23 protein-coding genes are annotated in these 24845 nt (G+C 42.2%); 11 read left to right on the top strand and 12 right to left on the bottom strand.

Annotated elements, in window-relative coordinates:
• Nucleotides 1-113: 113 nt before the first annotated feature.
• Nucleotides 114-290 carry a hypothetical protein gene (locus tag ACWATR_RS07925; RefSeq protein ID WP_460340765.1) on the bottom strand — a complete coding sequence of 59 codons (177 nt, stop codon included), beginning with the start codon at nucleotides 288-290 and terminating at the stop codon, nucleotides 114-116.
• A gap of 308 nt (nucleotides 291-598) precedes the next feature.
• On the opposite strand from ACWATR_RS07925, the gene ACWATR_RS07930 reads away from it, so the two are divergent.
• A complete protein-coding gene (locus tag ACWATR_RS07930; protein WP_460331162.1) occupies nucleotides 599-1564 on the top strand; it encodes an SGNH/GDSL hydrolase family protein in 966 nt (321 codons plus the stop codon).
• 230 nt (nucleotides 1565-1794) lie between these two features.
• Here ACWATR_RS07930 and ACWATR_RS07935 read toward each other — a convergent pair whose 3' ends face one another.
• The 6 genes from ACWATR_RS07935 to ACWATR_RS07960 all read right to left on the bottom strand — a co-directional run bounded on the left by ACWATR_RS07935 (nucleotide 1795) and on the right by ACWATR_RS07960 (nucleotide 6758).
• On the bottom strand, nucleotides 1795-2136 hold the full coding sequence (locus ACWATR_RS07935; RefSeq protein ID WP_460331165.1) for a cupin domain-containing protein: 342 nt from the start codon (nucleotides 2134-2136) through the stop codon (nucleotides 1795-1797).
• A gap of 118 nt (nucleotides 2137-2254) precedes the next feature.
• Nucleotides 2255-3424 carry a zinc-dependent alcohol dehydrogenase gene (locus ACWATR_RS07940; protein ID WP_460331168.1) on the bottom strand — a complete coding sequence of 390 codons (1170 nt, stop codon included), beginning with the start codon at nucleotides 3422-3424 and terminating at the stop codon, nucleotides 2255-2257.
• A gap of 343 nt (nucleotides 3425-3767) precedes the next feature.
• On the bottom strand, nucleotides 3768-4148 hold the full coding sequence (locus tag ACWATR_RS07945) for a hypothetical protein (RefSeq protein WP_460331171.1): 381 nt from the start codon (nucleotides 4146-4148) through the stop codon (nucleotides 3768-3770).
• Nucleotides 4149-4406: 258 nt separating this feature from the next.
• Nucleotides 4407-5105, bottom strand: coding sequence for an SRPBCC family protein (locus ACWATR_RS07950; RefSeq protein ID WP_460331174.1), 699 nt, complete (start codon nucleotides 5103-5105; stop codon nucleotides 4407-4409).
• Between the two features lie 46 nt (nucleotides 5106-5151).
• The gene (locus ACWATR_RS07955; RefSeq protein WP_435024821.1) at nucleotides 5152-6249 is read right to left on the bottom strand and encodes a DJ-1/PfpI/YhbO family deglycase/protease; all 1098 of its coding nucleotides are present in this window, start codon (nucleotides 6247-6249) and stop codon (nucleotides 5152-5154) included.
• Nucleotides 6250-6356: 107 nt separating this feature from the next.
• Nucleotides 6357-6758, bottom strand: a complete 402-nt coding sequence (locus tag ACWATR_RS07960; RefSeq protein WP_460331177.1) for a DUF2267 domain-containing protein — start codon at nucleotides 6756-6758, stop codon at nucleotides 6357-6359.
• Between the two features lie 341 nt (nucleotides 6759-7099).
• Here ACWATR_RS07960 and ACWATR_RS07965 point away from each other — a divergent pair, with 341 nt between their 5' ends.
• Nucleotides 7100-7510 (top strand): DUF6335 family protein, encoded by a 411-nt coding sequence (locus tag ACWATR_RS07965; protein WP_460331180.1) that lies wholly within the window; start codon nucleotides 7100-7102, stop codon nucleotides 7508-7510.
• A gap of 331 nt (nucleotides 7511-7841) precedes the next feature.
• Nucleotides 7842-8333, top strand: coding sequence for an orange carotenoid protein N-terminal domain-containing protein (locus ACWATR_RS07970; RefSeq protein WP_460331182.1), 492 nt, complete (start codon nucleotides 7842-7844; stop codon nucleotides 8331-8333).
• A 1047-nt stretch (nucleotides 8334-9380) separates the two neighbouring features.
• Here ACWATR_RS07970 and ACWATR_RS07975 read toward each other — a convergent pair.
• Nucleotides 9381-10595 carry a DUF790 family protein gene (locus ACWATR_RS07975; protein WP_069071382.1) on the bottom strand — a complete coding sequence of 405 codons (1215 nt, stop codon included), beginning with the start codon at nucleotides 10593-10595 and terminating at the stop codon, nucleotides 9381-9383.
• Nucleotides 10525-12099 (bottom strand): DEAD/DEAH box helicase, encoded by a 1575-nt coding sequence (locus ACWATR_RS07980; RefSeq protein ID WP_460340274.1) that lies wholly within the window; start codon nucleotides 12097-12099, stop codon nucleotides 10525-10527. Before ACWATR_RS07980 ends, ACWATR_RS07975 begins: the two co-directional genes overlap by 71 nt.
• Nucleotides 12100-12297: 198 nt before the next feature.
• On the opposite strand from ACWATR_RS07980, the gene ACWATR_RS07985 reads away from it, so the two are divergent.
• Together ACWATR_RS07985 and ACWATR_RS07990 are read left to right on the top strand one after the other, a co-directional pair.
• On the top strand, nucleotides 12298-13599 hold the full coding sequence (locus tag ACWATR_RS07985) for an adenylate/guanylate cyclase domain-containing protein (RefSeq protein ID WP_460331186.1): 1302 nt from the start codon (nucleotides 12298-12300) through the stop codon (nucleotides 13597-13599).
• Between the two features lie 252 nt (nucleotides 13600-13851).
• The gene (locus ACWATR_RS07990) at nucleotides 13852-16539 is read left to right on the top strand and encodes a PAS domain S-box protein (protein WP_460331188.1); all 2688 of its coding nucleotides are present in this window, start codon (nucleotides 13852-13854) and stop codon (nucleotides 16537-16539) included.
• Here the strand turns inward: ACWATR_RS07990 and ACWATR_RS07995 are convergent.
• A complete protein-coding gene (locus tag ACWATR_RS07995) occupies nucleotides 16532-16639 on the bottom strand; it encodes a DUF1499 domain-containing protein (RefSeq protein ID WP_460340277.1) in 108 nt (35 codons plus the stop codon). The two genes, ACWATR_RS07990 and ACWATR_RS07995, sit on opposite strands and share 8 nt — an antisense overlap.
• A 223-nt stretch (nucleotides 16640-16862) precedes the next feature.
• On the opposite strand from ACWATR_RS07995, the gene ACWATR_RS08000 reads away from it, so the two are divergent.
• The 4 genes from ACWATR_RS08000 (at nucleotide 16863) to ACWATR_RS08015 (ending at nucleotide 21007) form a co-directional block, all read left to right on the top strand.
• Nucleotides 16863-18011 carry an alanine--glyoxylate aminotransferase family protein gene (locus ACWATR_RS08000; protein WP_460331190.1) on the top strand — a complete coding sequence of 383 codons (1149 nt, stop codon included), beginning with the start codon at nucleotides 16863-16865 and terminating at the stop codon, nucleotides 18009-18011.
• A gap of 418 nt (nucleotides 18012-18429) precedes the next feature.
• Complete coding sequence (locus ACWATR_RS08005; RefSeq protein ID WP_460331192.1) at nucleotides 18430-19623, top strand: NAD(P)/FAD-dependent oxidoreductase; 1194 nt, start codon at nucleotides 18430-18432, stop codon at nucleotides 19621-19623.
• Nucleotides 19624-19865: 242 nt separating this feature from the next.
• A complete protein-coding gene (locus ACWATR_RS08010; protein WP_460331195.1) occupies nucleotides 19866-20006 on the top strand; it encodes a helix-turn-helix domain-containing protein in 141 nt (46 codons plus the stop codon).
• Between the two features lie 353 nt (nucleotides 20007-20359).
• Nucleotides 20360-21007, top strand: coding sequence for an HAD-IA family hydrolase (locus tag ACWATR_RS08015; RefSeq protein WP_069071389.1), 648 nt, complete (start codon nucleotides 20360-20362; stop codon nucleotides 21005-21007).
• A gap of 141 nt (nucleotides 21008-21148) precedes the next feature.
• On the opposite strand, the gene ACWATR_RS08020 is transcribed toward ACWATR_RS08015, so the two are convergent.
• Nucleotides 21149-21502 carry a DUF5615 family PIN-like protein gene (locus ACWATR_RS08020; RefSeq protein WP_460331198.1) on the bottom strand — a complete coding sequence of 118 codons (354 nt, stop codon included), beginning with the start codon at nucleotides 21500-21502 and terminating at the stop codon, nucleotides 21149-21151.
• A gap of 2 nt (nucleotides 21503-21504) precedes the next feature.
• Nucleotides 21505-21837 (bottom strand): DUF433 domain-containing protein, encoded by a 333-nt coding sequence (locus ACWATR_RS08025; protein WP_460331201.1) that lies wholly within the window; start codon nucleotides 21835-21837, stop codon nucleotides 21505-21507.
• A 282-nt stretch (nucleotides 21838-22119) separates the two neighbouring features.
• On the opposite strand from ACWATR_RS08025, the gene ACWATR_RS08030 reads away from it, so the two are divergent.
• Entirely contained in the window at nucleotides 22120-22980 is an 861-nt protein-coding gene (locus ACWATR_RS08030; RefSeq protein ID WP_460331204.1) for a Tab2 family RNA-binding protein, read from the top strand.
• Between the two features lie 417 nt (nucleotides 22981-23397).
• Entirely contained in the window at nucleotides 23398-24711 is a 1314-nt protein-coding gene (locus ACWATR_RS08035; protein WP_460331207.1) for a TldD/PmbA family protein, read from the top strand.
• Nucleotides 24712-24845: the final 134 nt, after the last annotated feature.

The raw sequence follows: 24845 nt of genomic DNA on the forward strand, positions 1-24845 counted from the left end.
TTTCTGAAATTTTTGATGGTGATTAGGGCGCTTTTATTTACTAGTTGCTAAATGGACACTTGGCTACGACGGAAACCGTTTAAGACAAGTGTCCTTCTAGGCTACTAATGGTTTTAGTTTAGCGCATAGGCAGCTTGCAGCGCCCAGATTATGAGAGCAGCGATCGATCCCAAAAGCAACACGGTAGAGATGGTGACTACTTTTGGGGAATCTGCACCCTCAAATTTCATAATTCCTCGATTTAAGTCGGACATAGCTTTGTAATCCTCTATTGTTGGAGCATGAAACATTTGTCCGTTTTGATTGTAGTCCTTCTATTTGCAGATGATGTTAAATTCCCAATACTATTTTGTTTAACTTTCACAATTTTTAAAACCCCAAAATTACTTACTTCTTTAGAGGTATTAATTTTATTTATACAAAATGGAATGGGGAATGGGGCATTGGGCATGGGGCATTGGGTAGTTAACAAACTCAACTTTCATCTTTGGAAGCTCAACTTTGAACCGAAACCTTCTAATTTTAACTTCCTATGCCCAATGACAAATGACTAATGACAAATGACAATTGACAAATGTGTATAAAAGGTTGTGAGTAGGTGAAAGTGGCACTGATAATAATTGCGGCGGTGGTTGTGGGATTGTTTGTAGTAGTGGAGATCGGACTGCGATCGCTGTTTGGTTTTGGTAATCCCCTGATTTATATTGGCGATGAGCAGATTGGTTATTTATTAGCTCCTAACCAGCGTACCCGTCGTTTTGGTAATCGCATTGAAATTAATGAATATTCTATGCGGGGTAGTCCGATAAAAAAGATACCTGCATCTTCTGAACTGCGAGTTTTACTGCTGGGTGATTCTATTGCTAACGGTGGATGGTGGACAGATCAGACTAATACAATATCTAGTTTGATGATGCGTTCTTTGACATCATCCACTAATAGTAATTACCAGGAAGTAGAAGTACTAAATGCTTCAGCTAACTCTTGGGGGCCAAGGAACGAATTAGCTTATTTGGAGAAGTTTGGCAATTTAAACGCGCAAGCAGTGGTGTTATTAATTAATACCGATGATTTATTTGCTACTCCTCCGACATCTTTACCAGTAGGACGCGATCGCAATTATCCAGATAGTAAACCTCCCCTGGCATTAGTGGAAGTGTGGCAGCGTTATATCGTTAAGCAAAAGCCAATTCCCGAAATGAAAGCAGTGCAAAATGAACCAGGCGATCGCGTGGGGATTAATCTGGAGGCGATCGCTAAAATTCAAGCCCTGACTCGTCAAACTAACAGCCATTTTCTGCTCGTTATGACTCCCTTACTGCGAGAAATTGGTGAACCTGGCCCCCGTGATTACGAAATTAAAGCACGTCAGCGCTTGAGCGATTTTACCAAAGCGCAGCAAATTAACTATATAGATTTTTTGCCAAGCTTCAATTCAACCACCAACCCGCAAGGTTTGTTTCACGACCATATTCACCTCAACTTGCAAGGCAATAAATTTGTCAGTGAAGTTATGGAGCGATCGCTTTTGGAAATACTGGGGGAAGTGTCACTTCATCGCTAATATTCATGCACAGTAAAAAGAGGAACAATATTAGACTTCTTGCAAAAGTCGGGGAAAAGGGTAAAGACACTCAAAATCCTTTCCCTTTAACCTTTACCCTTTTCCCTCTCTTGCAAAAATATGTTTTTGCAAGAGGTCTATTCTTGTTCCCCTACGAATGCTCTATGTTTCCATACCATTGAAAGCGGCTATAATTTTTTAGCGATCGCAAAATTTTAGATCACTGCAAATCAGTTTTCATCTCGCCCGTGAACTTGAGCGGGTGGACTGGTTGCTTCAACAGCAGTGAATGGTTCTAGAATTTTATAGGTGTGGCTGGCTCCTTTTGGTACTATCCAAGAACTTCCAGGCTCTAGTAAAATGGTTTGCCCTTCAATATGTAATTCTGCACGACCACTAATTACGTAACCAACAGTCTCATATTCCCGTGCTGTTAAATCTTTAGGTTCATTTGGTTGCTCATTCTCCCACAGGCGCATGGAAATACTTTTGCCAGATGCAAGATATTTCTGACCAAGTTGACCTTTAGGAGAATGGCTAGAGTCTACTTTGATAACGGTTGTATCAGACATATTTTTTGCCTCTTTATAGTTTTAACTTTGGGCATTGGGATTAGGGGAGAGGTGAAAGGTGACAGGTGATAGGGCATAATCTGTAACCCTGTACCCTGTAACCTAATCCCTATTCCCTTTACGGTTTCAGTACGACTTTGATGCAGTTATCTTTCTTGTCCTTAAAAATTTCGTAGCCGTGGGGCGCTTGTTCTAGAGGTAATCTGTGAGTGATGATAAAGGTCGGATCAATTTCACCGTTTTGAACGTGTTCTAGCAAAGGTTTTAGATACTTGTGGACATGTGTTTGTCCCATTTTCAAGGTTAGTCCCTTGTTCATAGCAGCACCCATTGGCACTTTGTCTACAAAGCCACCATATACACCCGGAATTGATACGTGACCACCTTTCCTACAAGACACAATTACTTGTCGTAATGCCGTCGGACGGTCTGTTTCTAAACGTACTGCTTGCTTTACTTGGTCGTACAACGCCATAAAATCTGTGCCGTGTGCCTCCATTCCTACTGCATCAATGCAAGCATCGGGGCCACGACCGCCAGTCATTTCTTTGAGTGCTTCACCAACATCCACTTCTTCGTAGTTAAGGACTTCAGCTTTGCCGTATTCTTTAGCCATTTGTAAGCGTTCAGGAATGCGGTCAATGGCAATAACCCGTTCTGCACCAAGAAGATATGCGCTTTTAATAGCGAATTGTCCCACTGGGCCACAACCCCAAATGGCGACAATATCACCAGGTTTGATGTTGCAGTTCTCAGCTGCCATATATCCAGTGGGGAAAATGTCAGTTAAAAATAGTACTTGCTCATCCGTTAAACCATCGGGAATTTTGAACAGACCGACATCGGCAAATGGCACTCGTGCATACTCTGCTTGACCACCAGCATAACCACCAAATAAGTGAGAGTAGCCAAATAGACCTGATGGTGAATGACCCATTTGCTTTTCTACTAACCAAGCATTGGGGTTAGAGTTGTCGCACAGTGACCATAAATCCCGATTGCAGAAAAAGCAGTTACCGCAGGAGATGGTGAAAGGAACAACAACGCGATCGCCTACTTTCACATTTTTAACTGCATTTCCCAGTTCTACGACTTCCCCCATGAATTCATGACCCAGGATATCGCCCTTTTTCATTGTGGGAATGTAGCCATTGTAAAGATGCAAATCAGAACCACAAATTGCTGTGGAAGTAATTTTAATAATGGCATCACGTGGATTGATAATTTTGGGGTCGGGAACTGTTTCCACCCGCACATCGTTTGCTCCATACCAGCAAACTGCTTTCATAACTATTATTCCTTAATTAGAATTTATGGCTAAATAATATCAAGATAAATATCTTGATTTGGTCTAATTTAGAGAAGCGATAATTATCGCGTCTCAGTAACTACTCAAAGCTTATACAACAATATATTAGTCAAACCATGAGACTTAAAAATTTTTATAATAAGCTTAGAGGTTGTTTGAAAAGTGTTTTGTTGCGACTTTAGGCACTTTTAGATCCCCCTTAAAAAGGGGGAGACCAGAATCAAAGTCCCCCAATTTATCGGGGGGGGGATTTAGGGGGATCTAAAATTTGTGATACCGAGAAGAGGACTTTTAAAATATCCTCTTAGACCCTATTTATTCGTTATCTGGTAGCAGGAGTTCGGTAATAACCTTCTTCAGTTTCAGTTAATGGTTGACCCTTTTCTCCAACGTTGCTTTTTGTAGACTTCAGAAAATCTTTTGTAGCTCTAGGAGTTTCTTCGTCCAAATTTAGCTTTTCACGGATATTGTCAGCAGCTTCTTTTAACGGATTTTGGGCATTTCTAATTTGGGTATCGTTTCTGATTTCACCTTGCTGATCTGGTACACCTTTATAATAAGTACCCTCTGGGGTCTTAACATCAGCTTGTGCTATGTTAGCAAAGCTAAAAGCTTGACCCAGTAAAAACATAAATCCTACCAGGAAAACTACAAGTACTTGGGAAATCCGAATATTCCGCAACCATGAAATTACTCGATTCATAAAAACCTCAATTGCATTCTGTTGAGTGTACAATTCAAATGACTGAATGACTATTTACCATTCAGGGTTTCAGAATAACTTTGATGGAGTTATCCTTTTCTTGTTGAAAAATGTGATGGCCGTGGAATGGCTCATCTAAAGACAATCGTGATCACGACTACTAGGTATATCTTTCAACGCTTCGCCAGCATTAACTCCTTCGTAGTTAATCAATTCTGCTTTGGCAAACTTTTCGCCATTTTCAGGCGTTTTTTAAAACTAATTATGTCCAGAAGTTTGACCTTCAGTTGTGGCAATTTCGCCTGCTTCCATGAGCATTTTAAAGCGGCGCAATTCATCACCAATTTGCTGTTCTGGTTCTTCACCAAAAAGTTTAGCTATGGTAGCTCCCAACGCCCCACCTGGTGGGTTATACTCTAAGACAATCTTTACTTCCGTTCCGCGATCGCCTGGTGCTTTTTTGAAGCGGACAAAACCAGAATTATCAACGTCTGCACCCTCCACAGAAGCCCAAGAAATAAATTCATTTTCCCGGTCTTCGAGAATTTCTGCATCCCATTCTACACTGTTACCTAAAGGTGCATTGGCTATCCAATGAGAACGTTTTTCGTTGTACACCTTGACAGATTTAAGATGTTTCATAAATGTGGGCAGATTCTCAAAGTTGTGCCAAAAGCGATACAATTCTTCTGCCGATTTATTAATTGTTACCGTCTTTTCAACTTTGATGGGTTGGTTTATCCCTATTGCTTCCTGTGCTTGCTGAATTGTGCTTTGCTTGGTTGCACCTTGATAAATCAAACCGCCACCAGCTAAAGCCGTTAGCGCTCCCCGCAAAGAACCTTGTTTTAAACCCATCAGCACCATCGCACCGCCACCGATGAGAGATGCCCAACGCTCTACTTCACTAGCTTCACTCTGACTGGTAATGAGTTTATCACCTGATGTTGAAGTCACTTTTTTATCTCTCCATCACATCTCTGCGGTTGCATTCCAAAAAACCTTACATTGATACAGCTGCCCCTGTAGTCGGCTTAGGAGGCTGAATCTGAGCACCTATACGCGCCCGATACAACTCTACTAATCGCTGTTCGTATTTCAATAAATCGTGGTAAATTTCTTTGAAAATAGCAGTTGCTACTGGGTCAGTGTAGGTTGCACACAAATTGCCAATATCGCCGATACCAGTTTGTACATCTCCTAAAGCAGAACGCAACTGATATATGTCATCACTTCCTGTCAAGGCAGTTTTCACTTTGGCATACTGATTGGCAATATTTGCTCCTAAAGAGGGTTTCTCACCCAATAGCTGAAGATAGGTTTCTAGCTTTTCAATGTGGCGTTGTTTATTACCAATCATCTCTTGAAAGAGTGATTTGATTTGGCTATCTGATTCCTTTTCAAAGTACTTATCCAATGCTTCCAGTGAATAACGTTCACCAGTCAGGGCAGTATTTAAACCTCTGCTAATATCACCTTTAGTTGAGCCACCCCAAGCATCAGCCAGTTTCCACCATTCAGCAGTTGTGTCTTTTTCATTTGGCAATGCAGCATCTTTGCCACCATAACCCAAACGGCTCAAAATAGCTGTGGTGAAAATTGCCAAGTCTCCGGGTTCACGAGATGTAATCAAATTTCCGTCAACAACCACCGGCTCATCGACATAATTTGCGCCAGCGTTAATCATGTCCTTAGCAATAGCGCTAAACCCAGTGACTTGTTTACCTTTGAGTAAGTCGCCTTCAATCAAAACTTGTGGCCCGTGACAAACCGCAGCCACTAATTTTCCTTGTTGTATAGCTTCTTGTACAAAGCGTACTGTGTTGAGGTTGCGTCGCATTTTGTCGGGCGCCATACCACCGGGAATCACCACTGCATCAAATTCAGCTGCGATCGCTTCTGTTGTAGTACCATCAGCTTGGATGCTAAGTTTACCGCGTTTGCCCTTATATTTTTCATTCATTCGGGAACCGAGGACTACTACCTCCATTCCTGCTTGTTTTAGTCCATTATAAGGAACTGTAAATTCTGCATCCTCTACTGCTTGTTCAATGAGGATAGCAACTTTTTTCTTACCGGAATGATTGTTATGGTCAGTCATAAAATGGTATTACCTGTTTATTTCTAGTATTTAACTAGCTACAATATTTATCGATCAGGACAGTTTAACAGCCACGAGTTTTAAGAAGACAAATTTTGATTTTCCTACTATGCGGGTACTTCACCTGTTGGTGAAATAGTAAATAATTCTTCATAGTCGTGAGAAAAATAGGCGTGGAAAGCCGCAAACTTTTCTGGGCTAATGGCATTTTGCAACACTGCAAATACAGCCCGAACATGAATTGCCGCTGTGGTTGGTTCTATATTTTCTTTTCGACTTGCACGCGTAATAAACTCTTGCAAGTTGAAGGTTTTACCACTATCTCCTTCTCTTCCTCGCAAATAATCGCCTAATTGTTGGGGCAAATTTGCAGCTAGTTCTTGTGCTTCATCACCAGCTATCCGTTCTTTAAGGGTTTCTAATGTGGCACGGGTAGCACGTTCTGCTTCTTCACGAGAATCTGATTGGGCAAGGCTTTGTACGTGTGTAATGAATTCGTCGTATTCCACTGTGTACCTCCGCTGCTCAAAATAATTGAATATCTTGTTGTTTAGCATTCAGATGTTTTAAAACATCAATAAAAGTTAAAATGCTAAACTTAGATTTTTATTTTTTCTGAATAAAATAGTTATGAGTAAGAAATTAGCTACTGAATAGTTTCGGTTTTATAACTCCTGACTCATAACTAAAAACTTCAACTACAAGTTGCTTGACCATGAATTCATATTTACAATCTTATGGCGCGATCGCTAGTTTAGCTTCGTTCCCAGGGGATAGATTATTTTATTAGCTATACATCTCTAGTTAGACAAGTTTGTGACAGGAAAACGTTATTGTGAGAATGCAGAAAATGGCTAGTATCATGGCAGAAAAAAATCATCATGACGAAAACAAAAGCAATGATTTGCCAGAAGAAATTACCGAATCCTACGGTACTGGTGTGAAAGAATTGCCGGGATACAATATTGGTGGGCGCTCAATAGCAGCACAAAGACAGGAGTACACAGAAACTAGTCCTGAACTCACTGGTGGAGATGTTGATGCTTATTGGCAAGATGCAGATGCAGTTGGAGATGAGGCTGTTGGTGGTACTGCTTCTACTCCCGATCAAAATGTAACTGAGGATATAGGAACCGCAGTGGGGCTAAAAATGGATGATTCTGAGTTTCTGCATACCAATGATATTTTAGAAGATCGTGATGGCGATCGCTGGGAGTTAGATCCAAAGTCTTCTGAAGATTATCAAAATCGGCGAAAATAAGCTCAATCTACATTCATAAATTGGATGCCTCTAAATTAGGCAGTGCTTTTCTAAGTACTGCCACAATAAAATTAACATCTATCCACCGAAATAGCTCTTGAAAATCTCTACATAAATTAGTATTCCAACTGCTAATTTCTTTAACTTTCCCTTGCCAAGCATTATTTTAGCTATTGATTTTGGGTGATTATCTAACTGCAATGCTTTTAATACCGGACTAAAAATTGTTCTTCTTTATGATTCTAAGACATATGTCTTCAGTAGGTTAAAAGTACAAATATACATTTGTTAATGTTGCTAATAGTACTGGTAAATGTAATTGGAGCTAATCATGGCATACACACAAACTAACGATCCAACTATTCGTGAACATGTTCAGGCTTGGCAAAACTTAAATGTGGATCAACAACTCGCTTTATTTTGGTTTATCTATAAAGAAATAGGCGGTTCAATTACGCCAGCCGCTCCTGGTGCTAGCACTGCTTCTTCAGAAATCGCTGAAGGTTTGTTTAATCAAGTTAAGGAATTATCTCACGAACAACAATTACAAGTTCAGCGTGATTTGATTAATAAAGTGGATACTCAAATTTCTCGTGAATATGGTTCTTTGGGTGATACCACCAAGCTACTATTTTGGTATCGATTATCTCAAGGTATGGAAAATGCCACTATTATTCCCATGCCTGATGATTATCAACTTTCTTCAGAAGCTAAAGCGTTGTTTGGCAGAATTCAAGGATTAGAATTTGAGCAACAGATTACTCTTTTCCGCGATTATGTTTCGCCAATGGGTGCTGAATCAAAAGCAGGTGCCGAAATTTAGGAATCTTTCTTTAGCCTCATTGAGGCTACCTATTTAGTTTTTGAATGACGATGGTTGTTAGAGGATGTTTGAAAAGCATTTCTCTGTAACTTTAGGCACTTTAGATCCCCCCTAACCCCTTAAAAAGCTACGGTGTATACACAAGTCTGAAGTAGTTTACTCACCTGGTTTATGCGTCAGTTTTACCCCACCCTAACCCTCCCCTTGCAAAGGGGAGGGAACAAGATTTTCCGGTTTCCCTCCTTTACAAGGGGGGATTAAGGGGGTAATTCAACTTGTGTATACACGGTAGCCTTAAAAAAGAGGGGAACCGGAGTCAAAGTCCCCCAATTTATCGGGGGATTTAGGGGGATCTAGAACGTTTTACTACTGACAAGAGGACTTTTTAAACATCATCTTAAAGCTTCTATACTACTAGCCAGTTGCTTGATATAAAGCTGAATTTTGACGGCTGGCTTCTTTATTTTTTTTGAATAAATAAACACAGAGTAAAATCTAAAACTCTTACTCTGCGATCATCTATGTCTTTAGGTAAGTTGCACCCTACAGTCGTAACGCCCTTTGTTTTGTAATCAATATATTAAAAGTAATTATAGTTGATTTAATCTGCCTTTTGGTTGGTTTAAATATACTTTAGTTGTATTAATATTCTAGATTTTTATCTAAGTTTGAATGTTTAAAATTATATAGATAAGTAAGAGGAATAGTTCATTTTTTACATTGGATATTTAATTAGTTTATTAAAATTTAATACCAAATAATATCTATGGGAAACACAAAATTGTGACTAATTTACCATAAGCTATTATGGCTGATAAACATGTTGATCGATGAAAGCTATATATCTCAATATTTAATTCTTTAAATAGAGGCGATCGCTAAATAGGATTCAGAGTTATTTAATACCTAACTTATGATACATTGCCCACAAGGTAAATAGATACACTGCCCACATAAATTGTTGCAAGATATCTATTTTCAAAGTATCAGTTCTGTATTTACCAAAAGGAGCATTCGCAGCAGGGCGTCGGAAAGACGTGCGATGAGTTAATCCATCACAGCTAACACAGCTTTCGGCAATAACTTATCTTTAAACCAAACAATTCTAGCGGGGACATCATTTAATTTTACTCCCGCCTTTTCTAAATTAAGTCGTTCGGAAATTGCCAAAATTAAGTCATCACGTCCAGCCCGCCGCACCTGAGAAAACTTTTTTTGTAAATATTCCGGCCGCCAATACCCAACAATTTCTAATAAGAAAGTGCGTCCATCAGGATGCACCAAGCGAAAATCGGGAATCATCACACTACCAGGGATTGGGATCAAATCAACTTCTCGTTCTAATGCCCAACCACTTTTCAACGCATCCCATTTATCAGCAAATGATGCTTCTAGCATACTATCGTAAGGCTTTCCCGGTGGATAGTGGGATACTAAACCACATTCTGAATTGAGGGTGAAACGTCCAGTTTTCCAACTATTTGTATAAGCATCGCGGGTTTTGAGAATGGAAGAAAGACTCCATTTAGTAACATGAAGTAAAGCGGGGATAAGTTTTGCGATCGCTAACCCATATCGTGTACTCGGATTAAACAAGCTCGTCGGCCCATCAATGGTAATTGTAAACCCGTGGTCAGCATCACCCTCAATATAAGCCATCAATTGAAACAACTTTAGATAGCGAAATAACAGCTTATATTCTCCCGGAACATTCCGGTGGGCATTTAATACAAGTTGACTGGCTTTATAAAATACACCCTGCACCTGAGATAAGTTATATCTATTTAACAAATCTGGTGCTGTTGGTGCATCAAAAACAGTCAAAATTTTATTTTCAGATAAATCAGCATATAATCCATTCCGAACTTGTTCTGTTAAAACTTCCCGCTCAAGTTCTTGAGTTAACTCATCAGCAATTTTACTCAGAGTAACTTGTGTTGATTCTCGACTAGAAACAGACTTTGCAGCTAGAGAAAACACCCGTTCTCTTAACATTTGTGGTTCCAGAGGACTAACCACTTCAAAAGTGCAAAAACTGCTTTTGAGAATATAAGCTAATCCCCGCTTCACCCGATAATCTGTTGAATCTCCTTCAAAGTCAGTCAGTTGTCGCTCAAGCACACCTTGAGTCTTCCCCACTGCTGATTGAAAATAATTAATTAACTCAATCGCCAACTCCGAAGTTTTTTGATCAATCTTCAGTCTCTTCGGGATGATCTCCTCGCCGTTTTGGCGATGCATCAGTAAATCTGTCGGTAACATCTGCTGAATTTTTGATTTTAGATTTTGGATTTTCAGTTGAATAATTAATTTCTATCTGTTCCGCAGCCTTCAAACTTTTTTCCTTCCCACTCCCATACACAACCTGTAACTTCCCTTTCTTTTCTCCCTCTACCTTCCTCTCCCCTCTTCGCCTAGCCGAAGTCCCTTCTTCACTCGTATCCTCCGCCACTACTTCATATAAAATTGCCTGTTTATTCTCAATATTTCCCTTCCGTAAAATCCTCCCCAATCGCTGAGTATACTCCCTAGCCGAACCAGTTCCCGATAAAATAATCGCCACAGAAGCCGCCGGCACATCAACACCTTCATTCAACACATGAGAAGCAACCAAAGTATTATATTGACCCTCTCGAAACTTTGTTAATATCTCATGCCGTTCTTTCACAGGAGTTTGATGAGTAATTGCCGGAATTAGCAACTCTTGAGAAATCCGATAAACTGTTGCATTATCAGCAGTGAAAATCAAAATTCTTGCCGGATAATGTTCTGCTAATAAATTAATTAAAATTCGCAATTTACCATCAGTACCCAAAGCGATATCTTTCGCTTCCCGATGCGCTAACATCGCCCTCCGTCCAGATTGCGATCGCGCACTCATTTGTACGAACATTTGCCAACCTTGCAAACTCCCTAAAGAAATCTTGGATTGCTTCAAAAAGTCATTGCGGGTTTGAATTAGTTGGTTGTATCTTTCGCGCTCAAGTTGCGATAACTTTACCTTAATTTGGACAATTTCATGTTCTGCTAAGGCTTTCCCCGCCAAATCTTCGGCGCGTTTGCGATATACTTCTTGACCAATGAGGATATTTAAATCAGCGTGTTTACCATCGGTGCGTTCTGGTGTTGCGGAGAGTCCCAAGCGATAAGGTGCGATCGCATATTCAGCAATTACCCGATTAAAATCTGTCGGTAAATGATGACATTCGTCAAAAACAATCAACGCATATTGATTTCCCAACGTCTCAGCGTGAATTGCGGCACTATCATAAGTTGCAACTAAGATAGCCGTTCTATCCCGCGAACCACCTCCCAGCAATCCCACCTCAGCATCGGGGAAAGCCGCTACCAAGTGTGCATACCATTGATGCATTAAATCCAAGGTTGGCACCACAATCAGCGTTGTGCGCGGCGTTGACTGCATCGCCATTTGCGCCAAATAAGTTTTTCCCGCCGCCGTGGGAAGCACAACAACCCCCTGCCTACCCGCCAGTTTCCAAGCCGCTAGCGCCTCAGTTTGGTGAGGATAGGGTTCCATTTCCAGAGTGGGAACCAAGTCTACAGGATAGAATTCCTTCGCCTCATCGATAAAATAAACATCTTCCGCTTGTAATGCTTCTACTAGCGATCGGTATCTAATTGCTGGAATGCGGAACTTTTCAACTCTATCATCCCACGTCGCATAGTCCATCCAACCTTTGCCACGTGGTGGTGGATGGAGAATTAATGTGCCACGATCAAAATTTAATGTAGGGGTACGAGCCATTTTGGGGACTGGGGATTGGGGATTGGGGATTGGGGATTGGGGACTAGGGATTGGGGATTGGATATTGAAAATTAGGTATAGGAAAACTAGTCCGCAAGTTCCTAGCCTCCAGAAGCCAGAACCCAGAACCCAGAACCCAGCACCCAGTACCCAGTACCCAGTCCCCACTCCCTTGATTACTAATAACGCAAAAAGTGCATGATTCATCCAATTAATTCCGACAAAAACCAACTCGATGCGCTCATTAGTCACGGAATGTCCTATCGGCAAACCAACAATAACCTTGCCGAATCCTACAAAGAACAGCGACAGAGTTTTTTGCTGAAACGGCTGCAATTACAGGCACAGATTATGTTGGTATCTGGCTTGACTTTAATCGCTTTTTTTCTCTGGGCGAATTCCCAATTACAAGGCAAGATATATGCTTTTAAAATCGGTATTGTAGTAGAATTATTCACGCTAATTTGTTGGGGTTTATGTAAAACATCTATAGGTCGTCGTTACCCAAATTTAATTTTTTTGAGTTTATGCTGGTCTGTAACTTGTGCCGTCCAAATTGATGTAGCTTTGCTGTTTAATAATCTCGAACCTAGAAGTAATATCTGGACTTTGATGTTTCTGACTCAGGCTACAATCGTTCCAGTACAATGGTGGTTACATTTAATAGCACAAATAGGAACAATTATTTGCTATTTAGTTTTATATTTATTGTATAGTCCCCAATTAACCCATCCATCAGCTTTCTACATTGAGCAGGGTTTATATTTATTTTGGACTTGCATGATTTGTGTCTTCTCTGTCTATTTATACGAGCGCTTGCGAAAAAAAGAATTTTACGCTCGTAAGGCAATGGAACTAGCGCAGTACAAATCAGAACGGCTACTACTAAATATTCTGCCAGAGATGATTGCAGAACAATTAAAACAACAACCGACAACTATTGCCGATAGTTTTCTGGAAGTTACGGTGCTATTTGCCGATATTGTTGGCTTTACAGAACTTTCAAGTCGGACATCTCCTGCGGAATTAGTCGAGCTATTAAATACAATATTCTGTTTGTTCGACCAATTGGCAGAACGTCATGGGGTAGAGAAAATCAAAACTATTGGCGATGCATATATGGCTGTTGCAGGGTTGCCAAATCAGTCTAACAACCATGCTCCGGCAATAGCTAATATGGCCTTGGATATGCAAAAGGCTGTAGCTACATTTAACGAAGAAAATAACCAATCCTTTTGCATCCGCGTTGGCATTAGTACAGGGCCAGTAGTCGCAGGGGTGATCGGGCTGAAAAAGTTTGCCTACGACCTTTGGGGAGATACAGTCAATACGGCAAGTAGAATGGAATCGCATGGTATTGCAGGTAGTATCCAGGTTTGTGAAGCAAGTTATCAGCTTTTAAAGGATAAATACTTATTGGAAAAACGAGGTTTAATTCAGGTGAAAGGTAAAGGTGAAATGATGACCTATATACTCAAGGGAATTAATTTCAAAACTTAATAAATCTATACTTTTTGACGGAGACTCCAAAATAAGACATATATAATTAGAGCGACAATTATCAGCTTATTCAACCTTTACTAAAACTCTGTTTTACTACTTTAGATAGATTCGCAGCAAGCAACTGCTTAGGTGTGTATTTTTTCGATGCATAATAGATGTTGAGCGATGTCTACGACAAGCTTGCCTACGCATTTTCTAGCTGATTTTGGGAATAATCCTTTAGCTAGCTGCATATAAGGAGAAGCTAAATTGAAAGGAACACGTTCCCTTCTAGCACCCTATGCTGTGGCACTATTGGCTGTTGGTAGCGTATTGCTACTGACACTATTGCTACAGCCACTACTGAAATCAAGTATTTTCCTGCTGTTTTTTGCTGCCGTGGCAGTTAGTGCCTGGTATGGTGGCATGGAAGCAGGGTTGCTGGCGACTGCTTTATCTACTTTAGCCGTCAGCTACTTTTTCTTAGAGCCAGTGTTTTCGCTCCTGGTTGTAAGTTTAGACAACATACTGCGGTTAAGCTTGTTTGTGCTGGTGACAACAATTATTAACTTGCTGAACTCAGAGTTACGCACTGCCAAACAACATCTTCAAACGAGTTTGCAGAAGCTAGAGGTGAGCGAGGGAAGGTTTAGAAGGTTGATAGAGTCCAACATTATTGGGGTAACTGTAGCCAATATGGATGGAGCGATGCCTACGGCGGGCTACGCCTACGCAGAGGCTAATGATGCTTTTTTACGGATGGTAGGTTATTCCCAAGAAGATTTGCAAGCAGGGCGAGTCCGATGGCGCGATATGATACCACCAGAATATATTGAAGCTAACAACAGTGCGATCGCAGAACTCACAACCAAAGGTGTATGTCAGCCCTTTGAGAACGAATACATCCGCAAAGATAACAGTCGCGTTCCTATCCTGTTAGGTTCTGCTTTGTCAGAAAATAATCCTAACGAGATTATCTCTTTTGTACTTGATTTAAGCAAACGCAAACAAGCAGAGCTTGCCCTTTCTAAAAGCGAAGAACGCTACCGCACTTTTTTAGAGCAGAGTTCTGAAGGTATTTGGTGCATCGAACTGGAAGTACCAATTTCAGTAGATTGCCCAGAAGATACACAAATTCAACATTTTTACCAATATGTTTATCTGGCAGAATGCAACAATGTGATGGCGCAGATGTATGGCTGTTCTCGTGCCGAAGAAATTATCGGCGTGAGACTAGGAGACTTTCTTGTTGCTTCCGATCCACATAATATTGCATACCTGCGTAATTTTATCCGTTCTAACTACCGACTAATCGATGCTGAGTCCCACGAAATAGATAAGCAAGGTAATTCCAAATATTTTTTGAATAATCTGGTGGGAGTTGTCGAAAATGGCCTTTTAGTTAGAGCTTGGGGAACTCAACGCGACATCACAGAGCAGAAAAGGGCAGAAACAGCACTGCGTCAACGAGAAGATGAACTGCGCCTGATTACAAATGCGGTGCCCGTCCAGATTTCCTATGTTGATGGTGAGCAGCGTTATCGCTTTAATAACAAAGGATATGAACACTGGTTTGGGATTCCTGCTTCCGAAATTTCTGGTAAACACATTAGAGAAATTCTGGGAGAGTCGGTTTATCAGTCGATTCTTCCTTATGTAGAAGCAGTACTCTCAGGAGAGCAGGTAACTTATGAAACCCAATTACCTCATAAAGATGGCACAAACCATTACATGAATGTTACTTACATTCCCCAGTTTAGTCAGCAGGGAAAAGTTGCAGGATTTGTTGCCCTAATTACAGATATTACACTTCATAAGTTAGCAGAAGCAGCTCTCAAACAGAGCGAGAAACGGTTAAAAACACTCACCGAAAAAGTCCGCATGATTCCTTGGGAGGTAAATGCCACTACCGGGAATTTTACTTATGTAGGGCCACAAACTGTTGAGATTCTGGGCTATCCATTGTCTGAGTGGTACACCGATGATTTCTGGGCAAAACATATACATCCAGAAGATCGGGAGTGGGTTATCCAGTATTGTCAAGAATCTTCGCTGTTACTGAATAATTACGAATTTGAATACAGAATGTTGGCTGCTGATGGCAGAGTAGTTTGGCTGTATGACATTGTGAATGTGGTGCGCGATGACAATGGGCCGCAGCTACTACATGGATTCATGATTGATATTAGCGATCGCAAGCAAGCAGAGCAAGAACGTGAAGAACTACTTAAACGCGAACAAGCAGCACGCGCGGATGCAGAAGCAGCAAGCCGCATGAAGGATGAGTTTCTGGCCACACTCTCCCATGAACTCCGTACACCACTAAACGCTATCCTGGGCTGGGCACAGCTACTTAGAACTCGCAAGTTTGATGAAACTATGACTGGTCGGGCACTAGAGACAATTGAGCGGAACACTAAATCTCTGGCGCAACTGATTGAAGATGTTCTAGATGTGTCACGGATTATTAGAGGCACTCTCAATCTAAGTATGAATCGGGTAAAACTTGTACCACTTGTAGAGGCGGCAATCGATACTGTGTACCCAGCAGCCCAGGCGAAAGAGATTAGCATTAACTGTAGATTCGACCCAGAAGTAGAGGTAGTTGTGGGTGATGCCAACCGCTTGCAACAGGTTGTGTGGAATTTGCTCTCCAATGCCGTCAAGTTTACACCCAAGGGCGGAAGAGTTGATGTGCAATTAGAGCGAATTGAATCTTACGTACAAATTCGGGTGAGTGATACGGGAGGGGGAATTCCTGCCGAATTCCTACCCCATGTATTTGAACGCTTTCGTCAAGCTGACAGTTCCACCACGCGATCGCATGGTGGATTAGGATTAGGATTAGCGATCGTCCGTCACTTGGTAGAATTACACGGTGGCACTGTCTCGGCCGAAAGTCCAGGAATTGGACAGGGAGCGACATTCGTTATCAGTCTGCCAATGAAAGCTATTTAGGATAGAGGCAGGAGGAGCAAACTCTTAGGTAGAATTCTGCATCATCCACAAATCCCAGTAAAGCACTTTTAAATTCTGCATATAAATCAATACGGTTCAGTTAAGGTTAGTGGTGTAGATAATTTGTCTTTGAAGACGCGATGAATCGCCGTCTCTACAAGGGTTTTGTTGCTCATTCTGAACTGTATTGGCATATAAATAATCTTGACTTTCGGTGAGTGTACATATTGCTTCTTTCCTGTCCCCTCATTACACAAGTAAGTTCAGGAATCAAATCGGATTCCTATATGATCCGGTAAGTATCGTCTAGGCGAAGACAGATTATGACGCAAACAATTTCAATCAACGACTCTGGGCGCTTGCAACTCAAACCGCTAGAAATCCCATCCCGTCTGCTGTTGGGCCCTGGGCCATCCAATGCCCATCCCACAGTTCTCCAAGCGATGAATACCTCGCCTGTTGGGCATCTTGACCCAGCTTTTCTCGCACTCATGGATGAAATTCAGTCGTTGCTACGCTACGTCTGGCAAACAGAAAACCCACTCACCATTGCAGTCAGCGGTACGGGAACAGCGGCAATGGAAGCAACCATCGCCAATGCTGTAGAACCTGGTGATGTGGTTTTGATTGGTGTCGCTGGTTACTTCGGTAATCGCCTCGTGGATATGGCTGGACGATATGGTGCTGATGTGCGAACTATTACCAAACCTTGGGGACAAGTTTTCAACCTTGATGAACTCCAAACTGCCCTAAAAACTCATCGTCCAGCTATTTTAGCTTTAGTTCATGCTGAAACCTCCACTGGCGCACGTCAACCGTTGGAAGGGGTCGCTGATTTGTGTCGTGAATTTGGCACTTTGCTGTTAATAGATACGGTGACAAGTCTGGGTGGTGTCCCGTTGTTTTTAGATGCTTGGGGAGTTGACCTCGCCTATAGTTGTAGCCAAAAAGGGTTGGGTTGCCCGCCTGGTGCTTCGCCTTTTACCATGAGTGCGCGTGCAGTTGAGAAATTGCAACAGCGTCCAACGAAGGTTGCAAACTGGTATTTAGATATGTTGTTGCTGGGCAAGTATTGGGGTACTGAACGCACCTATCACCATACAGCACCCATTAATTTATACTATGCATTGCGGGAAGCACTACGTTTGCTTGCAGAAGAGGGGTTAGCAAATTCCTGGCAGCGGCATCAAAAGAACGTAGAGTATCTCTGGGAAGGCTTGGAGAGTTTAGGGCTGAGTATGCACGTTGAGCAAGAGTATAGACTACCAACGCTTACAACTGTTTGCATACCAGCAGGGGTAGATGGGAAAGCGATCGCACGGCAGTTACTCAATGAACATAATATTGAAATTGGCGGTGGTCTTGGCGAACTCGCGGGTAAAGTCTGGCGCGTGGGATTGATGGGCTTTAATAGTCGTAAAGAAAGTGTTGACCAACTTTTAGCAGCATTACGGCAGGTTTTATCTAAGTAACGCGATGTGCAACTTAATATTCTGACCTCTCTCTAAACCTCTCTCCTAAAAGGAGAGAGGCTTTGATTTTTGCTCCCCAACGCTAGTAGGGAAGGGGTTGGGGGTTAGGTTTGAGATAAAGTCGCACATGGCAGATGAAGGAGGCAGGAGGCAGGAGGCAGAAGGCAGAAGGTCTTACCTCTGTTGGGGATTCAGGAGGGTACTGAATAAAAGCCACCAAATTAAAAATTTGGTGTTCTTGTCTTAAACCCAAGTTCGCTCCGGTCAATTGCTCTCAGTGCTGGAAGCAGTATTTCTCCTGCCTTTCTTGATAAAAATATGGGAACCTTCATACAAATGAAGGGTTTTGAAATCTAAACTTTCAGTTACCCTGAAGTTAGTTGCTCAACTAGTATTGACTGTTCCACAGATAGAATAGATGACTCAACAAACTTCTAGAATTTGTATCCTTGGTGGAGGCTTTGGTGGTCTTTACACAGCCCTGCGCTTAAGCCAATTACCTTGGGAATCTACGCAAAAACCCGAAATTGTTCTAGTAGATCAAAGCGATCGCTTCCTATTCTCTCCTTTACTTTACGAATTACTCACTGGCGAACTGCAAACCTGGGAAATCGCCCCACCTTTTGAAGAAATTTTACAAGGTACAGGGGTGCGTTTTTATCAAGGGGTTGTGTCTGGAATTGACATCGACCAGCAACGGGTAAATATCCAAGAAGGGCCGGAAATCCCTTACGACCGCTTAGTGCTGGCGCTAGGAGGTGAGACACCGCTAGATTTAGTACCGGGTGCAGCAGCCTACGCTTACACATTCCGGACAATCTCTGATGCTTATCGTTTAGAAGAACGCCTGCGATTTTTAGAAGAATCGGATGCTGATAAAATTCGGGTAGCGATCGTTGGCGCTGGCTACAGTGGTGTAGAGTTAGCCTGTAAGTTAGCCGACCGACTAGGCGAAAGAGGACGCTTTCGGATCGTTGAAATCGCTGACCAAATTTTGCGAACTTCCCCAGAGTTTAACCGAGAAGCAGCAAAGAAAGCTTTAGAAACCCGTGGTGTGTTTCTTGATTTAGAAACCAAAGTAGAATCAATCGAGCAAAATAGCATTTCCCTAGAGTACAAAAACCAGTTAGACACGATTCCCGTAGATTTAGTAATTTGGACTGTGGGAACTAGGGTTGCGCCCGTAGTGAAATCTCTTCCTCTCAAGCAAAATAAGCGTGGTCAAATCACCACTACATCCAATCTGCAAGTTCTTGATCATCCAGAAATCTTTGCCTTGGGAGATTTAGCAGATTGTCATGATGCTGAAGGACAACAAGTCCCCGCTACCGCACAAGCAGCTTTTCAACAAGCTGATTATACTGCTTGGAATATCTGGGCAACTCTAACTAATCGCCCCCTCCTTCCCTTCCACTACCAACAGTTAGGAGAAATGATGGCATTAGGAATAGACAACGCCACTCTCACTGGTTTGGGAGTTAAACTAGATGGGCCTTTGGCATACGTCGCCCGTCGCGTTGCCTATTTATATAGGTTGCCAACTTTAGAGCATCAGCTGAAAGTTGGTTTTAATTGGCTAGCCCGTCCGATAATAGAAACACTTTCTCGGTAACTTCAGGTTGGTCATTTGTCATTTGTCATTGGTCATTTGTGACTCTTCCTAGTTTCCAGTTCTGAGTAAAAAAGTGAGATTCCCAACTCAGCACTCAGCACTTCTGAAGGGCGTTGGTAAAGAACCAACAAATTTACGGTTATCAGAAAATTGGGTAAAAAACCCCGTGCTTCTAGCACGGCTTTAATTTACTAGAGTTACATTCTCCACTAAATGTGTGTTAAAACGGTGGAATGTTAACCATGAATTACCGCTACCGAATCTACCCAAACATCACTCAAGAACAGTCGCTCATTGAGTGGATGGATGTTTGTCGCCATGCGTTTAACTATGGGCTGCTCTTGAATGTCCTGAGTGTGGGGCAGAAGTTAGAAAGGATTTAAGTATTAGAGTACATTATTGTTTTAGTTGCGGATACAAAACAGATCGTGATGTTGCTAGTGGTCAAGTAATTAGAAATAGAGGAATAGCCCTCATTAGTACGGCGGGACACGTCGGAACCCAAAATGCCTACGCAGACGGTTTGCCGGGGACTGAGATATCTCGGTCTAGGTCAAAGTCGAAAACCCGTAAGGGAGCAACTAGGAAAACTAAGAAGTGATTCTTAGATCCTCCGAGGCTTCAGCCCGGAGTCATGTCACTTCTGCCATCCTACTTAGCAGATGCTAGACTCTACCCACAGAAGCTCTTTAACAAGACGAAATCTAAATTCAACATTCAAAATTTTCAAACTTTAATGGAACAACCGAAAGTTATTTTTTTAGATGCTGTGGGTACACTCTTTGATGTCAAAGGTAGTGTGGGCAAAGTTTATAGTCAGATAGCCCAGGAATTTGATGTTACAGTTTCAGCCGAAACATTGAATACAGCCTTCATCGAAAGCTTTAAAGCAGCGCCGCCGCCGATATTCCCAGATGCAGAATTGCAAGATATTCCCCAGCGCGAGTTTGATTGGTGGCGGATAATTGCGCTGAATACTTTTGAAAGGGCAGGTGTTCTCAAGGAATTTTCTGACTTTTCAGCTTTTTTTAGCGAACTCTACATTCACTTTGGCACTGGTGAACCGTGGTTTGTCTATCCCGATGTTTTACCAGCTTTAATCAACTGGCGGCGGTTGGGAGTTAGCTTGGGGGTGCTGTCCAATTTTGATTCTCGGATTTACTCAGTATTACAAAGTTTGGGATTGAGAGAGTTTTTTACCTCCGTCACCATTTCTACCCAGGTACGTGCAGCTAAACCCGATCCTCAAATTTTTGCCATTGCCTTAGATAAACATAAATGTTCCCCAGAGGCGGCGTGGCATATCGGCGATAGCATTGTAGAAGACTATTATGCAGCTAAAGCAGCTGGACTCAGAGGCGTTTGGATCAACCGGGGGAATTGAGGAAGATACTTTGACGCTCCCACGGCTATGAAAACATTCTCTATCACTAGTTTTCACGTAAAGTCGTGGAATTGGCTCAATGAGTCCACTTAGCAAAAGTTAATTTCTAAATTCCTACTTAAATTCAGCAATGCCAAACTTTTAAAGTGGAATCCAATCCAATTTATCAATCCACTCTTCTGCCTCAGTCGCTTCCCAAATTAAATAAATTGTTTCTGCCCAAATACTGAGGTTCCCACTGGAACGCAACCAAAATAGTCCCCAAATATGTCCTCCATCTCTCCAGTGTTCTTCCAGATGTTCGGGCATACTTTTGCGGTTGTCTGTAACCAATATTCGTTGGGATAATTCCAGGTAGCGCAGGATATCTGGGTCAAGCGTACCTAATGGCGGTGCTTCGGCATCGCCTACGCGCAGAATATCTATTGCTGGATTGAAGCGCAAAACAGCTATCTTCAGTTTGGGCGACAAATTTTCATCAATGAGAAAACGCACCTTTACCAAGAGTTTAGCAACTCCTGCTCACGTTGCGCTTTCAATGCTCTTAAACGTTGCATCAAAGGTGAAGGATTAGCTGATAATTCTTGATAGCGCTGTTCTCGCCACTTTGCTAGCCGCAACATATAAGCATCTATTTCAACACGATTATGCAGGTAGTAGGTAAGCGTCGCATAAATTTTCTCCAAATTCAGGGAAGGTAATTCTTCTAGAATTTGCTCCGGTGAACATCCTTGCAGGTAATATTGAATCACATTATCAATACCAATGCGATGGCCTTTGAGACGGATGTCATCTGGGTCTAAAAACTCAAAATAATCTTCTAGTTGCATTCATCTACCTCTGTAGGGTCTTTTAACATTATCCTAATTGCCATTGAATAGTTTCATGCGATCGCTAGGGTACTGTTGTTGCATTTTTTGCAAGTCTTAAAGGATCAAGGACATAAAATCTCTAAGTCTGACATGCTTAGTATTTATATTATCCACCTCAAAGACTCGTTCATCCCCCTTGCCCCGACTCCCCACTCCCCACTCCCTTATTCCCCTGCTGCCCCAACACTCGTATGATCAACATATCAGGAAAACATAACAGCCAGATTTTTACCGCAAAACATGGGCAGTATTTGGGAAATCGATTTTTACTCCCGTCCAATTTTGGACGCTAATCAGAAAAAAATTTGGGAAGTCTTAGTTTGCGAAAGCCCCTTGGATATCGACACAAAAGCAGATTCTTTGTTTCGCTATGCTCAATATTGTCCCAGTACCCAGGTAAATTCGGGCTGGTTGCGGACAGCATTGCAGGAGGCTATTAACCAGGCTGGAAAAGCACCAATTAAAATCCGCTTTTTCCGCCGCCAAATGAACAATATGATTACTAAAGCCTGTCAAGACTTGGGTATTCCCGCCCAGCCTAGCCGCCGTACTTTGGTTCTCAACCAATGGTTAGAACAGCGAATGGAGGAAGTGTATCCTCAAGAGGCAGGATATCAAGGGGGGACTAATCCCTCAGTCCGCTTGGAAAAACCTTTGCCGCAACGTTTACCAGATGCTTTAGAAGGACAGCAGTGGGTATTTGTTACCTTAGATGCTGCGGATTTTGCTGAGATGCCAGAATGGGAAATTGGTTTTGGTGAAGCTTTTCCTTTAGAGTTGGCGAAAGTTTCACCGGAAGCTCGGATTCCTGGTATTTTGATTTTCTCACCGAGAGCGTTGCCCTTAGCTGGCTGGATGTCTGGTTTGGAGTTGGCTTTCTTAAGATTTGACACCAGCGAAGAGGCGAGATTGCTTTTAGAAACTGGTGTAACAGAGAGCTGGATTGTGGCAAATATTAAGAAGCCTCAAATCTTAGCAGAAGCTAAAGGTTTTGAAGAAGCCAAGCAAAAAGCTAACGGTGTGCATTTTATCGGTGTGCAGTCTGATCCCAAAGCAGAATCTTTTGCTGGTTTTTGGCTGTTGCAAGAGGTTAATCTTTGAAAATGGGCATGGGGAATGGGGCATGGGGAATGGGGCATGGGGACAAGGAGAATAACCATGCCCAATGACCAATGACCAATGACCAATGACCAATGACCAATGACCAATGACCAATGACAAATGACCAATGACAAATGACCAATGACAAATGACAAATGACAAATGACCAATGACCAATGACCAATGACAAATGACAAATGACCAGATCCGTTGAGACATGGCAATGATTTGGGATAATTAACTGCGTCCATCAGTGTTGATCTGCGGTTTTAAATCGTAACTATCGAAATACGCTGATGATTTTTGGATAGTTATCTGCGTTCATCAGCAGAAAGTCTGATCGTCGGCTTTTGACGATCGCACTTTTCAAGAGAGGGCGTTGATATGCGGTTCAAAATCCACAATTCACTAAGGGTCATGGGTTCTGAAAATTTGTCACAAGATACACTAGCAGAACAGCTGCTGGAACTAGCTATAAAATCTGGAGCAGAAGCAGCTGAGGTGTATCAGTCGCGATCGCTTTCTCGTCCAGTGTTTTTTGAGGCAAACCGACTCAAACAGCTAGAAACCAGTCAATCTGAAGGCACAGCACTACGGCTTTGGCGAAACGGGCAACCAGGACTCACGGTGGCTTACGGTTCTGTCACAGCCGAAGTAATGGTGGAAAAAGCTCTGGGACTAAGTGAACTTAATCATCCAGAAACAGTGGAATTAGCCTCTAACTTTCAGCCCTCCTACCCAGATTTAGGGGAAAGTGTGCCTATAGAGGTTTTGGTAGATTGGGGCAAAGAAGCGATCGCACTGATCCGTGATGCCTATCCCGATGTTGTATGCAATGGTGACTGGGAATGTGATGTTGAAACCACTAGACTAGTCAACACTAAAGGTTTAGATTGTCACTATACGGATACTACCCTCAGCTGCTACATATCAGCAGAATGGGTACGCGGCGATGATTTTTTAAGTGTTTCTGATGGTCAAACTAAACGGGGAGAACTCCACCCGGAGAGATTAGCTAACCAAATTTTACAACGGTTAATTTGGGCCAGAGAAAATGTCTCACCTCCTACTGGCCGTGTCCCGATTTTATTCACTTCTAAAGCCGCCGATATGCTTTGGGGTACTGTGCAAGCAGCGTTGAATGGCAAGCGAGTCTTAGAAGTAGCTTCCCCTTGGGCAGAACGTTTGGGTAAGGCAGTAGTTGCACCCAGTCTTACCCTCTACCAAGATCCAGAAGCGGGCCCTTATAGTTGCCCCTTTGATGATGAAGGTACTCCGACTAAATCTTTAGTATTTATCCAAAACGGGATTTTACAGCATTTTTATGGCGATCGCACCACCGGACGCCAATTGGGAACTGACACCACTGGAAATGGTTTTCGCCCTGGCTTGGGCAGCTATCCCACCCCTGGTTTATTTAATTTTCTCATCCAGCCAGGTTCGGCATCGCTACCAGACTTAATTGAACAACTAGATGATGGCTTGATTGTGGATCAAATGTTGGGTGGTGGCGGCAGTATTTCTGGAGATTTTTCAATCAACGTTGATTTAGGCTACCGCGTCCAAAATGGTCAGGTAATTGGGCGTGTTAAGGATACGATGGTAGCAGGTAATGTCTACACAGCCCTCAAACAATTGGTTACACTGGGCAATGATGCCGATTGGAATGGTTCTTGTTATACTCCGTCTCTGATAGTAGAAGGGCTATCCACCACGGGGAGAAGTAATTAATTCGTAATTCGTAATTCGTAATTCGTAATTGAGGATAGTGCTGTGTAGCAACAAATTACATTTTCCAACGACTTTTATAGCCGTAGCCACATAGGTTAGGACATTTTGAAAACCCCAAGGCTAGGAATAGTAAT

The organism is Nostoc sp. UIC 10890 (assembly GCF_054786515.1).